The sequence below is a fragment of the Microbacterium flavescens genome, assembly GCF_018588945.1.
GTDB classification, from domain to species: domain Bacteria; phylum Actinomycetota; class Actinomycetes; order Actinomycetales; family Microbacteriaceae; genus Microbacterium; species Microbacterium flavescens.
In genome coordinates this window covers 243,125-257,995 of sequence record NZ_JAFIWA010000006.1, presented here as the reverse complement: position 1 = coordinate 257,995, position 14,871 = coordinate 243,125, and the positions used below count along the sequence as shown (strand labels likewise).

14 protein-coding genes are annotated in these 14,871 nt (G+C 69.5%); 7 read left to right on the top strand and 7 right to left on the bottom strand.

Annotation, left to right across the window (positions count from 1 at the left end; translation table 11 throughout):
* Positions 1-43: 43 nt before the first annotated feature.
* The gene (gene purQ, locus JX005_RS13285; protein WP_214468020.1) at positions 44-751 is read right to left on the bottom strand and encodes a phosphoribosylformylglycinamidine synthase subunit PurQ; all 708 of its coding nucleotides are present in this window, start codon (positions 749-751) and stop codon (positions 44-46) included.
* A complete protein-coding gene (purS, locus tag JX005_RS13280; protein ID WP_191765111.1) occupies positions 748-996 on the bottom strand; it encodes a phosphoribosylformylglycinamidine synthase subunit PurS in 249 nt (82 codons plus the stop codon). Before purS ends, purQ begins: the two co-directional genes overlap by 4 nt.
* Positions 997-1,255: 259 nt before the next feature.
* On the opposite strand from purS, the gene JX005_RS13275 reads away from it, so the two are divergent.
* The 5 genes from JX005_RS13275 (at position 1,256) to JX005_RS13255 (ending at position 7,175) form a co-directional block, all read left to right on the top strand.
* Positions 1,256-2,530, top strand: coding sequence for an ABC transporter substrate-binding protein (locus JX005_RS13275; RefSeq protein WP_214468019.1), 1,275 nt, complete (start codon positions 1,256-1,258; stop codon positions 2,528-2,530).
* Positions 2,531-2,670: 140 nt separating this feature from the next.
* A complete protein-coding gene (locus JX005_RS13270; RefSeq protein ID WP_214468018.1) occupies positions 2,671-3,693 on the top strand; it encodes a carbohydrate ABC transporter permease in 1,023 nt (340 codons plus the stop codon).
* Positions 3,690-4,607, top strand: a complete 918-nt coding sequence (locus tag JX005_RS13265) for a carbohydrate ABC transporter permease (protein ID WP_214468017.1) — start codon at positions 3,690-3,692, stop codon at positions 4,605-4,607. The genes JX005_RS13270 and JX005_RS13265 overlap by 4 nt, the downstream gene beginning before the upstream one ends.
* 59 nt (positions 4,608-4,666) lie before the next feature.
* Positions 4,667-6,136, top strand: a complete 1,470-nt coding sequence (locus JX005_RS13260) for a glycoside hydrolase family 1 protein (protein WP_214468016.1) — start codon at positions 4,667-4,669, stop codon at positions 6,134-6,136.
* A 25-nt stretch (positions 6,137-6,161) separates the two neighbouring features.
* Positions 6,162-7,175, top strand: coding sequence for a LacI family DNA-binding transcriptional regulator (locus JX005_RS13255; RefSeq protein WP_214468015.1), 1,014 nt, complete (start codon positions 6,162-6,164; stop codon positions 7,173-7,175).
* A 186-nt stretch (positions 7,176-7,361) separates the two neighbouring features.
* On the opposite strand, the gene JX005_RS13250 is transcribed toward JX005_RS13255, so the two are convergent.
* The 4 genes from JX005_RS13250 to JX005_RS13235 all read right to left on the bottom strand — a co-directional run bounded on the left by JX005_RS13250 (position 7,362) and on the right by JX005_RS13235 (position 11,079).
* Positions 7,362-8,252 carry a VOC family protein gene (locus JX005_RS13250; protein ID WP_372447344.1) on the bottom strand — a complete coding sequence of 297 codons (891 nt, stop codon included), beginning with the start codon at positions 8,250-8,252 and terminating at the stop codon, positions 7,362-7,364.
* Between the two features lie 51 nt (positions 8,253-8,303).
* On the bottom strand, positions 8,304-9,638 hold the full coding sequence (locus JX005_RS13245) for a uracil-xanthine permease family protein (RefSeq protein ID WP_214468013.1): 1,335 nt from the start codon (positions 9,636-9,638) through the stop codon (positions 8,304-8,306).
* A 98-nt stretch (positions 9,639-9,736) separates the two neighbouring features.
* The gene (locus JX005_RS13240; RefSeq protein ID WP_214468012.1) at positions 9,737-10,696 is read right to left on the bottom strand and encodes a phosphoribosylaminoimidazolesuccinocarboxamide synthase; all 960 of its coding nucleotides are present in this window, start codon (positions 10,694-10,696) and stop codon (positions 9,737-9,739) included.
* Positions 10,693-11,079, bottom strand: a complete 387-nt coding sequence (locus tag JX005_RS13235) for a hypothetical protein (protein WP_214468011.1) — start codon at positions 11,077-11,079, stop codon at positions 10,693-10,695. Before JX005_RS13235 ends, JX005_RS13240 begins: the two co-directional genes overlap by 4 nt.
* Before the next feature lie 83 nt (positions 11,080-11,162).
* Here JX005_RS13235 and JX005_RS13230 point away from each other — a divergent pair, with 83 nt between their 5' ends.
* Positions 11,163-12,725, top strand: a complete 1,563-nt coding sequence (locus tag JX005_RS13230) for a DHA2 family efflux MFS transporter permease subunit (protein WP_214468010.1) — start codon at positions 11,163-11,165, stop codon at positions 12,723-12,725.
* A gap of 270 nt (positions 12,726-12,995) precedes the next feature.
* Here the strand turns inward: JX005_RS13230 and purD are convergent, their stop codons facing one another.
* Positions 12,996-14,267, bottom strand: coding sequence for a phosphoribosylamine--glycine ligase (purD, locus tag JX005_RS13225; protein WP_214468009.1), 1,272 nt, complete (start codon positions 14,265-14,267; stop codon positions 12,996-12,998).
* Between the two features lie 113 nt (positions 14,268-14,380).
* On the opposite strand from purD, the gene JX005_RS13220 reads away from it, so the two are divergent.
* Entirely contained in the window at positions 14,381-14,746 is a 366-nt protein-coding gene (locus JX005_RS13220; protein ID WP_214468008.1) for a sterol carrier family protein, read from the top strand.
* Positions 14,747-14,871: the final 125 nt, after the last annotated feature.

Below are 14,871 nucleotides of genomic sequence, written 5' to 3'. Positions count from 1 at the left end.
TCGCTCGCTCAACGACGTGGCGGGGTTGAGCGGATGCCGCGGGTCAGGCCGCGGCGGCGACCACGGCGGCGATCGCCGAGGTGAAGAACGGCAGGCCGTCGACGCCCGAGCGCATGGCGGCAGCCGTGTCGGGCCCGAAGCCCTCTTCGACCGCGTGCTCCGGGTGGGGCATGAGCCCGACGACGTTGCCGCGCTCGTTGGCGATGCCGCCGATGTCACGCAGCGATCCGTTGGGGTTCACGCCGACGTAGCGGAAGGCGACGAGACCCTCGCCCTCGAGCCGGTCGAGTTCGGTCTCCGACGCGATGTAGCCGCCGTCCGCGTTCTTGAGCGGGATGACGATCTCCTGGCCTGCGTCGAAGCCGCTCGTCCAGGCGGTGTCGGCGTTCTCGACGCGCAGACGCTGGTCGCGCCGGATGAACTGCTGGTGGGCGTTGCGGATGAGGCCGCCCGGAAGCAGGTGCGCCTCGACGAGCATCTGGAAGCCGTTGCAGATGCCGAGCACCGGCATGCCCTTGGCCGCGGCATCCTTCACCTCCGCCATGATCGGCGCGCGCGCCGCGATCGCACCTGCGCGCAGGTAGTCGCCGTAGCTGAACCCGCCGGGGAGCACGAGCGCATCCACACCCTCGAGGTCGTGGGAGCCGTGCCAGAGGGCGACGGGCTCGCCGCCGGCGATCTCGATCGCGCGCTGTGCGTCGCGGTCGTCGAGGGAGCCGGGGAAGGTGATGACCCCGATGCGCGTGGTCACTCGACGACCTCGACGCCGACCACGTCCTCGATCACGGAGTTGGAGAGGATCTCGTCGGCGACCTGACGCGCGGTGGCGAGGACCTCGTCGGTCACCTCGCCTTCGACGGTGAGCTCGAATCGCTTGCCGATGCGCACCGAGGTGAAAGCGTCCTGGCCCAGACGCGCGAGAGCACCGGACACGGCCTTCCCCTGCGGGTCGAGCAGCTCGGCCTTGGGCATGACGTCGACGACGATGGTGGGCATACGAGAGCTCCGGATGTCGCGGGAAGGGGTCTCCTCCAGTCTATGGGCCGAGGCATCCGCTCGCCGCCGGAGGCGCGTGATCTGTCGTGACACAACCGTGACCCCATCGTGGGAGCGCTCCCTTGACATCCGTGGGAGCGATCCCATAGCGTGAGGTTCCGTCCGGTGGGAACGCTCCCACGGCACCGTGGCCCGGAACCCGTCTCGAGCCGCACACCCTGCAACACATATTCGACCCTGACAACACAAAGGAGTGACAGTGAACTCACGCGCCTTCCGTCGAAGCGCCGTGGCAGTCGCCGCCTTCTCGGCTTCGGCCATCGTCCTCGCCGGCTGCGCCGGCGGCGGCGGCGGCCAGCCGTCGGCAGATTCCGACGAGCCCATCACGCTCACCATCGCCACGTTCAACGACTTCGGCTACACCGAGGAGCTCCTCCAGGAGTACATGGATGAGAACCCCAACGTGACGATCGTCCACAACCGTGCCGCCGAGTCCGGCGACGCGCGTGCGAACTACTTCCAGAAGCTGGGCAAGGAAGGTCTCGCCGACATCGAAGCCGTCGAGATCGACTGGTTCGCCGAGGCGATGCAGTACTCCGACCTCCTGGCCGAGGCGCCCGACAGCGTCAAGGGCCGTTGGCTCGACTGGAAGGAAGCCGCTGCGACCGACCCCGACGGCCGTCTGGTCGGCTTCGGCACCGACATCGGCCCGCAGGGCATCTGCTACCGCGCCGACCTATTCGAGGCCGCCGGCCTGCCGAGCGACCGCGAGGGCGTGGCCGAGCTGTTCGACGGCGACTGGGAGAACTACCTCGACGTCGCCGACCAGTACAAGGAAGCCACCGGCAAACCGATGATCGACTCGGCGAACTCGGTGCTCCAGGGCATCGTCAACCAGATCGAGTACACCTACACCGAGCCCGACGGCACGGTCATCGCGACCGAGAACCCCGAGATCCAGGCCGCGTACGACCTCGTCACCGAGCGTGCGGTCCCGAACTCGGCCTACCCCGGCCAGTGGTCGGACGACTGGTTCGCCTCGATGGCCAACGGCGAGTTCGCCACGATGCTGTGCCCGGGCTGGATGCTGGGCGTCATCTCGGGCAACGCGCCCGACGTCACCGGGTGGGACATCGCGGATGTCTTCCCGAACGGTGGCGGCAACTGGGGCGGCTCGTACCTGACCGTTCCGGCCAACGGCAAGAACGTCGACGCAGCGCTCGCGCTCGCCGACTGGCTCACGGCCCCCGAGCAGCAGGTCAAGGCGTTCACCAACGCGGGCACCTTCCCGAGCCAGCTCGAGGCGTACGAGGACCCGACGCTGACCGACGCGACGAACGAGTACTTCAACGACGCTCCGACCGGTGAGATCCTCAGCACGCGTGCCGAGGCCGTCACGGTCGCTCCCTTCAAGGACGCGAGCTACTTCAAGTACCACGACGCGCTCCAGAACGCGGTCACGCGCGTCTTCGACGGTGTCGAAGACCAGCAGACCTCGTGGGACACCTGGGTCTCCGAGGTCGGGGCGTTCTGATAGGCGTGGTCTAGCCACCACGGTCGCTCGCCCGGCCGTGGCCTGACCGAAGGAGGAGTGTGCGCGGGTCTCACCCGGCTCGCGTGCACTCCTCCTCCACAGCCTCCCGCCTCTCCCCTGACATCGAATCGGAGCCACCGGTGACCTCGACCGCAACCCGCCCCACGGCATCCGGGCCGGCCGACCGGCCGACTCCCGTACGCCAGCCGCGCGTCATCTCCTTCTCCCACCGCATCAGCCGCTGGGACCTCAAACTCTCCCCGTACCTCTACATCTCGCCGTTCTTCATCGTCTTCGCGATCGTGGGTCTGTTCCCGATCGCCTACACCGCGGTGATCTCGTTCCAGAACTGGGACCTCGTTCGCAACTCCGGCGAGTTCGTCGGCTTCGACCAGTACATCTGGATCCTGCAGAACCCGCAGTTCTGGACGGCTCTGCGGAACACCTTCAGCATCTTCCTGCTGTCGACGGTGCCGCAGCTGATCCTCGCGGTGTTCATCGCCGCCATGCTCGACCGCAACATCCGCGCCAAGACGTTCTGGCGCATGGGCGTGCTGCTGCCCTACGTGATGGCACCCGTCGCCGTCGCCCTGATCTTCAGCAACATGTTCGGCGACAACCACGGCCTGGTGAACAACATCCTCACCGACCTCGGACTGCAGGCGATCCCGTGGCACAAGGATCCGTTCTGGAGCCACATCGCCATCGCCACGATGGTCAACTTCCGCTGGACGGGCTACAACGCGCTGATCCTCCTCGCCGCGATGCAGGCCATTCCCCGCGACTATTACGAGGCCGCCACGGTCGACGGCGCCGGCGCATTCCGCCAGTTCATCTCGATCACGGTGCCCTCGCTGCGTCCCACCCTGATCTTCGTCATCATCACCTCGACCATCGGCGGTCTGCAGATCTTCGACGAGCCGCGGATGTACGACAACACCGGCGAGGGCGGGGCAGCGCAGCAGTGGCTGACGATCACCCTGTTCCTCTACAACATCGGCTGGCGCGAGTGGAACTTCGGACGGGCCGCGGCGCTCGCGTGGATCCTGTTCCTCATCATCCTCGTGATCGGCCTCATCAACCTCCTCGTCACCCGAAAACTCGTCCGTGACGAGGGCGGCCGCGGAGTCGTATCGCCGCGCAAGAAGGGATTCCGCCGATGAGCATCAGCACTCCTCCGCCGCTCGCGATCATCGAAGAGGGCATTCCGCAGGATGCGGCCCGCCGCCGCAACAACCGCACGACCAAGATCCGCGGCTACCGGCCCGGGTTCTGGGTGTACGCCGGCCTCGGCGTCGTGCTGCTGTCGGCGGTGTTCCCCTACTACTGGTCGTTCCTCATCGGCTCGGGCGACTCGTCGACCATCAACGACCCGAACATGTCGTGGATCCCCGGCGGCAACTTCATCGCCAACGCCACGTCGGTGATGAACGATCCCGCCGTGAACTTCTGGCCGGCGCTGTGGAACTCGATCTACAGCTCCACCCTGATCGCCGCCGCCGTCGTCGTCACCTCGACGCTCGCGGGGTGGGCATTCGCCAAGCTGCGCTTCCGCGGCAGCAAGGCCCTGCTCGTCTTCGTGGTCGCGACGATGGCCGTTCCGATGCAGCTGGGCGTCGTCCCGCTGTACATCCTGTTCGCCGACCTCGGCTGGACCGGGCAGATCGGCGCGATCATCATCCCGTCGCTGACGAGCGCATTCGGCGTGTTCTGGATGACGCAGTACCTGCAGCAGTCGGTGCCCGACGAGCTCATCGAGGCGGCTCGCGTGGACGGTGCATCCATGATCCGCACGTTCTGGGTGATCGGCGTGACGGCGGCGCGACCGGCTGCCGCGATGCTGTTCCTCTTCACGTTCGTGGGCGCCTGGAACAACTTCTTCTGGCCGTTCATCGTGCTGGATCGACAGAACCCGACGCTCCCGGTCGCGCTCTCGCTGCTGCAGTCGAACTACTTCGTCGACTACTCGGTGGTGCTCGCCGGCGTCCTTCTGTCGACCATCCCGCTGCTCATCCTCTTCGCCTTCGCCGGCAAGCAGCTCGTCAGCGGCATCATGGCCGGCGCCGTCAAGGGCTGACCGCCCGGCGACCCGCCCCACCTCACTTCGCACTCACTTCCAGAAAGGACGCCGTCCGCATGACCGCGACCACTGCGCGCGCCTTCCCGTCGAACTTCCTCTTCGGTGCGGCCACCGCCGCCTTCCAGATCGAGGGGGCCGCCCACGAGGACGGCCGCCGCGACTCCATCTGGGATGCGTTCTGCCGCGTGCCGGGAGCCGTCATCAACGCCGACAACGGCGACGTGGCGTGCGACCACTACCACCGGTACACCGACGACGTCGCGCTGATGAAGTCGATGGGGCTGCAGACGTACCGCTTCTCCACGTCGTGGTCGCGGGTGCGCCCCGACGGCGGTCCGGTCAACGTGCAGGGCGTGGACTTCTACAAGCGCCTGGTCGATGAGCTGCTCGACGCCGACATCCTGCCCTGGCTGACCCTTTACCACTGGGATCTGCCGCAGGCCCTTCAGGACAAGGGCGGCTGGGCGAACCGCGACACCGCGGATCGGTTCACGGAGTACGCGCTCGACATGCACGATGCGCTCGGCGACCGCGTCGACGTCTGGACGACCCTCAACGAGCCGTGGTGCTCGTCGTTCCTCAGCTACACCGCCGGCCTGCACGCGCCCGGTCACTACAGCGTCACCGAGGGCGTGCTCGCCGCGCACCACCTGATGCTCGGCCACGGGCAGGCGGTCCGCGAGCTGCGCGCACGCGACGCATCGCTCAACCTCGGCATCACGCTGAACCTCACCGTGGCCGATGCGGTCGACGAGAACGACCCCGCCGACGTCGACGCCGCGCGTCGCATCGACGGCCAGTTCAACCGCTGGTTCCTCGACCCGATCTTCCGGGGCGAGTACCCGGCAGACGTGGTGGAGGACATCAGGAAGGTGGATGCCTCGGCCATCGCCGCCTGGGAGTCCGCGGTGCGTCCGGGAGACCTGGCGACCATCGCCACGTCGATCGACACGCTCGGCGTGAACTACTACCACGGCGAGCTCGTCGGCGGGCACGCGCCCGCGGTCGCACCGATCGGCGGCGACGCCCCGACCGATCGGCCGGGCGCCTCACCGTTCCCATCGCACGAGGGCATCTACTGGCACGAGCGCGGCCTGCCCCGCACGCCCATGCACTGGGAGGTGCAGCCGGAGGGTCTCACCCGCCTGCTCGGCCGGGTCTGGGACGAGTACGCGCAGCCGACCGACACGGTGCTCTTCGTCACCGAGAACGGCGCCGCCTACGACGACGAGCGCGTCGTGGAAGACGGGGAGGTGCGTGTGCACGACGCCGATCGCGCCGACTTCGTCCGCGCCCACCTGGGCGCGATCCTCGATGCGGTGGATGCCGGGGTCGATGTACGGGGATACTTCTACTGGTCGCTCCTCGACAACTTCGAGTGGGCGTGGGGGTATGAGAAGCGGTTCGGCATCGTCCGCGTCGACTACGACACCCAGCTGCGCTCGGTGAAGGACAGCGGCCGCGAGTACAGCCGCATCATCGCGGCCCGCGCGCTCGAACGCGAAACGGCGACCGTCGGGTCGTAGCATCCCGGAAGGAAGGGCAGGCGGCATGACGACGGACGCGATACGCGGATCGGTGACGATCGAGGAGGTCGCCGCGGCCGCGGGGGTCTCCCGATCGACGGTCTCGCGGGTCGTGAACGGGTCGACGGCCGTGAGCCCGGAGGCGCTCGAGGCGGTCAAGCGCGCGATCTCCGACCTCAACTACGTGCCGAACCGCGCCGCCCGCTCACTTGCGAGCCGGCAGACGCACGCCATCGCGCTCGTCGTGCCCGAAGACACCACCCGGTTCTTCGGCGATCCCTTCTTCGCGGCGATCGTCTCGGGCATCAACGCCCGGCTGAGCCGGTCGGACTACGTCCTGAACCTCTTCATCGCGAACGACGACCCGGGCGACAAGACCACGAGCTACGTGCGCAGCGGAGCGGTCGACGGCGCGATCATCGTGTCGCACCACACCAGCGACACCTTCATCGACCGCATCGCCAACGCCGTGCCCGTCGTCTACGGCGGCCGACCCGTGCGCGAGCGCGAGCGCGACTACTACGTCGACGTCGACAATGTCCGCGGCGGCCACGACGCCACGACCTACCTCATCGAGCGCGGCCACCGGAACATCGCCACCATCACCGGACCGCTGACGATGCCCGCCGGCGTCGACCGGCTGCGCGGCTACCGCGACGCGCTGCACGCCTGGGAGCTGCCCGAGGGCATGGTCGTCGACGGCAACTTCACGGCCGACGGCGGCGCCGACGCGATGCGCGCCATCCTCGAAGCGGGCGAGCGTCCCGACGCCATCTTCATCGCGAGCGACCTCATGGCCCGCGGCGCGCTGTCGGTTCTGGCCAACGCCGGCATCCGCGTGCCCGACGACATCGCCCTCATGGGGTTCGACGACTCGCCGGTCGCCACGTCGGTGACGCCCCAGCTGACGACGATGCGCCAGCCGTCGTTCGCGCAGGGAGAGCGCATGGCCACGGTCCTGCTCGACCTGCTGGCCGGCCGGCATCCGCGCCACGTCACGATCCTCGAGACGGAGCTGGTGGTCCGCGAGTCGGTCTAGAGGTTCTGGGCCGAACTCACCGTGCTCGGCTGTCGCGATTCGCGGGTGCGACCCGTGCTTTGTGACAGGCGAACGCCCGGGCCGCGCAGCGGGTTGTTGAGCGAGCGCCGCCCCTACCCCGGGTTGTTGAGCGAGCGCCGCCCCTACCCCGGGTCGTTGAGCGAGGGAAGCGAGACGAAACGCGCCTCAACCCCGCCCGGGCGACGTGGCGACGAGCAGGTTTGCCCAGGGGTCGTCGAACGACAGGTCGCGCCCGTCGTCGCGCACCGCGAACCCGTGGTGGCGCAGGCGCTCGGCGAGCTCGCCCATCGCGTCGGCGTCGGGCAGCGCGAGGTCGACGCGTCCCAGCCCGAGGGCGGGCATGCGGGGACCCGCGCCGCGCGAGTTCCACACGTTCATCGCCATGTGATGGTGGTAGCCGCCCGCGCTCACGAACAGCGCCTGGTCGCCCAGCGCCGCGGTCGCATCGAACCCGAGCGCGTCCACGTAGAAGGCGCGGGCGGTCGCGACATCCCCCACGGAGAGATGGACGTGACCGACGGATGCCGCGTCCCCGGCCGTCGCGCCGAGCGCCGCCTCTTCGGTGAGATGCTCGCCCAGGAACTCGTTCGGGTCGAGATAGAGCGTCGCCATCTCGACCTGCCCGTGCGTCCACGACCAGTCGGACCGCGCGCGGTCCCAGTACAGCTCGATGCCGTTGCCCTCGGGGTCGGTGAAGTAGAACGCCTGGCTGACGAGGTGGTCGGCCGACCCGGTGAACGTGCCCGGCGCATGGCGCGCGACCGAGTAGAGCGCCGCCGCGAGGGCGGCCTGGCTCTCGAAGAGGATCGCGGTGTGGAAGAGGCCGGCCGAACCGGGGGTCGCGTGGCGCAGCGCGGGTTCGTGGCGCAGGATCACGATCGGGCGTCCGGCGCGGCCGAGCGTCGTCGTGTCGCCGTCGGCCGACAGCACCTGGAGTGTGACGACGTCGCGGTAGTACGCCGTCATCGCATCGAGGTCGCCGACGAGGAGCGTCACGGCGCCCATCGACGTGTCGGCGGCGAGACGATCGCCGGAGTGCGCGGGCATTTCATTCATACGCATGTACAACCCGCAGCATCCGTCGCCCATTCCTCCTGCGGCGAACCGCTACCGCACCGGGGCGTTCTCGGGGTCGCCGCCCAAGGGCCCGACCGCCGGGATCGGACCGCCGTCATCGGCGCCGGTCTTGCGCCAGCGAGCGATCGCATTGCCCAGGTGGTAGATCAGCAGCGCCGCGGCGGCGCCGATCACGATCGCGCCGAGCTCGAAGTCACCCCACTGCATCGTGAAGCCGGCGATCGCGATCACGAGGGCGACCGCGCCGGTGTACTGATTGACGGGGCGCGAGAAGTCCACGCGGTTGTCGACCCAGATCTTGATGCCGATGATGCCGATGAGTCCGTACAGCGCGGTGGTCACGCCGCCGAGCACGCCCGGCGGCACCGAGGCGATGATCGCGCCGATCTTCGGTGACAGCGCGAGCAGGATCGCCACGACGCCCGCCACCCAGTAAGCGGCGGTGGAGTAGACGCGGGTCGCCGCCATGACGCCGATGTTCTCGCCGTAGGTCGTCGTTCCCGAGCCGCCGAAGAATCCGGCGAGCGTCGTGGCCGCGCCGTCCGCGATCAGCGCGCGGCCGGTGTGCTGATTCACCGAGGCATCCGTCATCGTCGCCACACCGCGCACGTGACCGACGTTCTCGGCGATGAGCACGAGCACCACGGGCAGGAACATGGCGATGACGCTCCACGTGCCGGGAGACGCGAAGTCGGCCACGTGGAACTCGGGAAGCCCGAACCAGGACGCCTTGTCGGCGGCCGTGAAGTCGACCTCGCCGAAGAGGAGGGCGACGACGTAGCCGAGGATCACGCCGAGGAAGATCGAGATGCGGCCGAGGAAGCCGCGGAACAGCACGCTGAACAGGATCACCGCGACGAGCGTGATGGATGCCGTCACCGGCTGCTGCTCGAAGTTGTCCCAGGCGACGGGCGCGAGGTTGAACCCGATGAGGGCGACGATCGCGCCGGCGACGACCGGCGGCATGAGCTTGTCGATCCAGCCGATGCCCGCGAACTGGACGACGAAGCCGACCGCGGCCAGCAGGACGCCGACCGCGACGATGCCCGCGAGAGCCGAGCCCATGCCCTGCGACGCGGTGGCGGCGGTGACCGGGGCGATGAACGCGAACGACGAGCCCAGATAGCTGGGCAGCTTGTTGCGGGTGACGAGGAGGAAGAGCAGCGTGCCGATGCCCGAGAAGAAGAGCGTCGTCGAGACCGGGAAGCCCGTGATGACGGGAACGAGGAACGTCGCGCCGAACATGGCGACGACGTGCTGCGCGCCGATCGCGACGGTCGCGGGCCAGTTCAGTCGCTCGTCGGGCTTGACCACCTGGCCGGGCTCGACGGTCCGGCCGTTGCCGTGAAGGGTCCACAGAGGCATGCGCGCTCCTTGCGCTCGGGAATGTTGCGTCCCTCACCCTAGCGACGCGCGGCGGGCGATTTGGTCTCGTCGCGCTCGCGCGATGACCTGGAATCGGGTCAGGCGGCGGTGAGCCGCTCGAGCAGCTCGCGGTAGCGGGCGCGCGTGCGCTCGATCACGTCGTCGGGAAGCGCCGGCGGTTCGCCCTCGCGCGGGGGTGCCCAGTTCGCGGCGAGCCAGTCCCGCACGATCTGCTTGTCGAAGCTCGCCATTCGCTCGTCGGGGGTCGTGCCGGAGGCCCAGACCGCGGCATCCCAGTATCGCGACGAGTCGCTCGTGAGTACTTCGTCGGCGAGGCTCATCACGCCGTCGTCGTCGATGCCGAACTCGAACTTCGTGTCGGCGAGGATCAGGCCATGCTCCTCGGCGGTGCGGGCGGCGCGCGCGTAGATCTCGAGCGAGAGGTCGCGCAGTTCGGCCGCGCGCTCGGCGCCGACGAGCTCGACGGTGCGCTCGTACGAGATGTTCTCGTCGTGCTCGCCCATCGGCGCCTTCCATGCGGGCGTGTAGATCGGCTCGGGAAGGCGGTCGCCGTTCTCCAGCCCGGACGGCAGCGCGATGCCGCACACGGTGCCGTTCTCGCGGTACTCCGTCCAGCCGGACCCGGTGAGGTAGCCCCGCACGACGCACTCGACGGGCTGCATGTCGAGGCTCTTCACGACCATGGCGCGCCCGATGACGGCATCCGGAATCAGCGACTGCAGATCGTCGGCGGTGTTCGCCTCCCCGTCCGCGCCGAGCGTGAGCACGTGCGACGACGCGAGATGGTTCGGGATGCCGCGCCCGCCGTCCGCGCCGGCGAGACGGTCGAACCACCAGAGGCTGAGGGTCGTCAGCAGCACGCCCTTGTCGGGGATGCCGGGCGACAGCACGTGGTCGAACGCGCTCACGCGGTCGCTGGCGACGACGAGCATGCGCTCGGCCGAGGCGGCGTCGGGTGCGTCGGCGGGGACGTACAGGTCGCGGACCTTGCCGGAGTACGCATGGCGCCAGCCGGGCAGTTCGAGGGGGGTCGTCACCTGCCCATTATCGCGGGCTCGGGCGGAGGCTCACCGCCCGGCGCCCCCGGGGTGATCTCGTCGACGAAGGCGAACGCCTCGGCCAGCAGCGCCTCCCATCGCTTCGCGGCCGTCACCGGCACGATCAGCCACTCCTTCATCACGCGCTCGCGGATCACCATGCGCTCGAGACCGCCGCCGCCGTCGAGCTCATCCACCCGCGCGGCGGGCAGCTTGACGACCATGTCGCCGAGGTGCCCGACGAACGCGAAGACCTTGCCGCGCACGCGGAGTCCTCGGCTGCCGAACATCGGCCCGATGTCGACATCAGCACTCGCGAGGTACGGCTCGGCGAGGGGGTCGAACAGCGTGTGCCCGTGGGCCACGGCCGGGGCATCCGTCATAACCGTCACCGTACTCGCGGCCACCGACGCCATGCCCCGGCGAGGGGTATACGCTGTCTGGCTCAACGAAAGGCCGCAGGGCAATGACTGAACCGACCATCCGGGCATCGACGGCAGGACGCCGCACGACGGGCGCGTCCGGCTCTCCCGCCGGCGACGGCAAAGCTCCGCGCAGCGCCTGGCCGGCGCTCTGGGCGCTGGTGATCGGCTTCTTCATGATCCTGGTCGACACGACGATCGTGTCGGTGGCCAACCCGGCGATCAAGGCGGCGCTCGACCCCGAGACCAACAACCTGGACAACGTCGTGTGGGTGACCTCGGCGTACCTCCTCGCCTACGCGGTGCCGCTGCTGATCACCGGCCGCCTGGGCGACCGGTTCGGACCGAAGACCATCTACCTCATCGGCCTCGCCGTGTTCACGCTCGCCTCGCTCGCGTGCGGACTGTCGCCGACGCTCGGGGCGCTCATCGCATTCCGCGCGGTGCAGGGACTCGGTGCGGCGATGATGACGCCGCAGACGATGGCCGTCATCACCCGCACCTTCCCGCCGAACCAGCGCGGTGCGGCGATGGGACTGTGGGGCGCCACCTCAGGCGTCGCGATGCTCGTCGGACCGCTCGCCGGCGGCCTGCTCGTCGACGGCTTCGGGTGGGAGTGGATCTTCTTCATCAACATCCCCGTCGGGATCGTCGGCTTCGTGCTCGCGTGGATCCTCGTCCCGAGGCTCGAGACGCACCCGCACAAGTTCGACATGGTGGGCGTCGTGCTCAGCGCCCTCGCGCTCTTCCTCATCGTGTTCGGCCTGCAGGAGGGTGAGACCTACGACTGGGGCGTCATCTGGGGCCCCATCACGGTGTGGGGGCTGATCATCGCCGGCGTCATCGTGCTCGCCCTCTTCATCTGGCAGCAGGCGAAGACGAAGAGCGAGGCGCTCGTGCCGCTCGAGCTGTTCCGCGACCGCAATTTCTCGGTGGCGAACGTCGGGATCGCAACGGTGGGCTTCACCGTGACGAGCATGTCGCTGCCGCTCATGTTCTTCATCCAGCTCGGCCGCGGGCTGACGCCGACCGAGTCGGCGCTGCTGCTGGTGCCGATGGCCGTGGCCGCCGGGGTGCTCTCGCCGCTCGCCGGGCGCTGGCTCGACCGCACCGATCCGCGCGTGCTGCTCGTGCCCGGCCTGCTGCTGGTGACCGGATCGCTCGTGCTCTACTCCGCTCTGATGAACCTCGACACCCCGATTTGGGCGTTCCTGATCCCGTCCTTCATCATGGGCGTCGGCAACGCGGGCATGTGGGGCCCCCTCGCGACCACCGCCACGCGCAACCTCGCTCCACGCCAGGCCGGCGCCGGGGCGGGCATCTACAACACGATGCGCACCATCGGCTCGGTGCTCGGCTCGGCTTCGATCGCCGCCTTCATGCAGGCACGCCTCGAGGCGAACCTCCCCGGAGCGGCCGATGCCTCGGTCGGCTTCGACGAGGGCGCGCTGCCGCCGCAGGTCGCGGAGCCGTTCTCGGCCGCGATGTCGCAGGCGATCCTGCTGCCGGCGGCCGTGCTGCTGATCGGCGTGGTCGCTGTGCTGTTCCTGCGCCGCCCGTCGCCGATGCCGACCTCCGAGTGGAAGGCCGCCGAGGAAGCGGCGTAGCCCCCGGTTCAACCCCGCCCGGTCGTTGAGCGAGCGCAGCGAGACGAAACGCGTCCTCCCCGGTCGTTCAACCGCGCCGATGTGCGTGCGTCGCGACCCGGCAGGCGCAGGATGCCGCGGTTGGACGTTCAGTTCCTCGGCTCAGCCGCGCCGAATTGCGCCACGAAGAGCGCGAGGCCGCAGAACGGCGCGGTTGAAGCGACCCGTCACCCCGGTCGTTGAGCGAGCGCAGCGAGACGAAACGCGCCGTCCCCGCGACCTGAGCCCGCGTCAGTCCTCGACCACACGCGCGGCGATGTCGGTGCGGTGCTGCCCGCCCTCGAGACCGATGGCGGCGACGGCGCGGTAGACCCGATCCCGAGCCTCGGCGAAGGTCGTGCCCAGCCCCACCACATTCAGCACGCGACCGCCCGTCGCGATGAGCTCGCCGCCCGTCTCTGCCGTGGCCGCGTGCGCGAGGTGCACGCCCTCGACCGCGGCTGCGGCATCCAATCCGGTCAACGGCCGCCCCGTCACGGGCGACTGGGGGTAACCCTCGCTCGCGAGCACGACGGTCACGGCGACCGCGTCGGCGAACGCCGGCCGCGGGCGGCTTTCGAGATTGCCGGATGCCGCGGCCAGCAGCAGCTCGGACAGCGGGTCGACCAGCCGGGGCAGCACGACCTGCGTCTCGGGGTCGCCGAACCGGGCGTTGAACTCGATGACCTTGACGCCGGCGTCCGTCAGGATGAGGCCGGCGTAGAGGAGGCCGATGAACGGCGTACCTTCGGCGTCCAGCCGACGGATCACCGGCTCGGCGACCTCGCGCGTGACGAGGTCGACGAACTCGTCCTCGCCCCCGAAGCGCTCCGACAGCCACGGCAGCGGCGAGTACGCGCCCATGCCGCCGGTGTTGGGCCCGGCGTCGGCGTCGAGCAGGCGCTTGTAATCCTGCGCCGGGCTGAGTGGCAGCACGTGGTCGCCGTCGCTCAGGAAGAACAGCGACACCTCGGGGCCGGCGAGGAACTCCTCGACGAGCACCGGGCCGGTGGGCAGATAGGCGTCGGCGTGCGCGAGCGCAGCGTCGCGATCCTCGGTCACGATGACGCCCTTGCCGGCGGCCAGGCCGTCGGCCTTCACGACGTAGGGGGAGCCGAGGTCGTCGAGCGCGGCCTCGAGCTCGGCGCGGTTCGTGGCGCGGAGCGCACGACCGGTGGGTACGCCCGCGGCATCCATGATGCGCTTGGCGAAGGCCTTCGAGCCCTCGAGCTGTGCCGCCGCCTTGCCCGGGCCGAACACCGGGATGCCGCGCTCGCGCAGGGCGTCGGCGACGCCCGCGACGAGCGGAGCCTCGGGTCCGATCACCACGAGGTCGACGGCGCGCTCGTTGGCGAAGACCGTGACCGCGGCGGGGTCGTTCGCGTCGAGCGGGACGACCTCGGCGTCCTGCGCGATGCCGGCATTGCCGGGGGCGGCGAAGATCTCGTGCTCGGTGTCCTCCGAGCGCAGCGCGAGGATGATGGCGTGCTCGCGCGCGCCCGAGCCGAGTACCAGGATCTTCACCCGACCAGCCTACCGAGGGCCATCCGTTCCGTTTCGGCGATCCGGGAGACGCGGGAACCGGACAAAGCGGCGTGGCCGGATCCCTCGGGGTGGGCACGGCGTAGCGTTGAGTCATGCCGCGAAGGATCACGACGGACGAGGGACGCTCCGCCCTCGAAGCCGTGCACGCGGCGGGCGAGGCATCCCTCCCCAACCGCACCGATCTGGCGACCGCAGTCCGCTATCTGCTGCAGCTGCTGGCCGAGAAGGCACCGGGCAACTCGGTCGAGGTGCGCGTGCCGCCCTTCGGTGCCGTGCAGGTCGTCGAGGGCCCGCGCCACACGCGCGGAACGCCGCCCAACGTCGTGGAGACGGATCCGGCGACGTGGATCGCGCTCGCGACAGGACAAGAACAGTGGACGGATGCCGCGGCCCAGGGCCGCATCGCCGCCTCGGGCACCCGCGCCGACATCTCGGACCTCCTGCCGCTGCGGCCTTGAGCGCGGTCGGGCGTAGAGGGCGTTTCGTCTCGCTTCGCTCGCTCAACGACCCGGGGGGAGGCTGCGCTCGCTCAACGACCCGCGGGACGCTTCGCTCGCCCAACGACCCGGGGGACGCTGCGCTT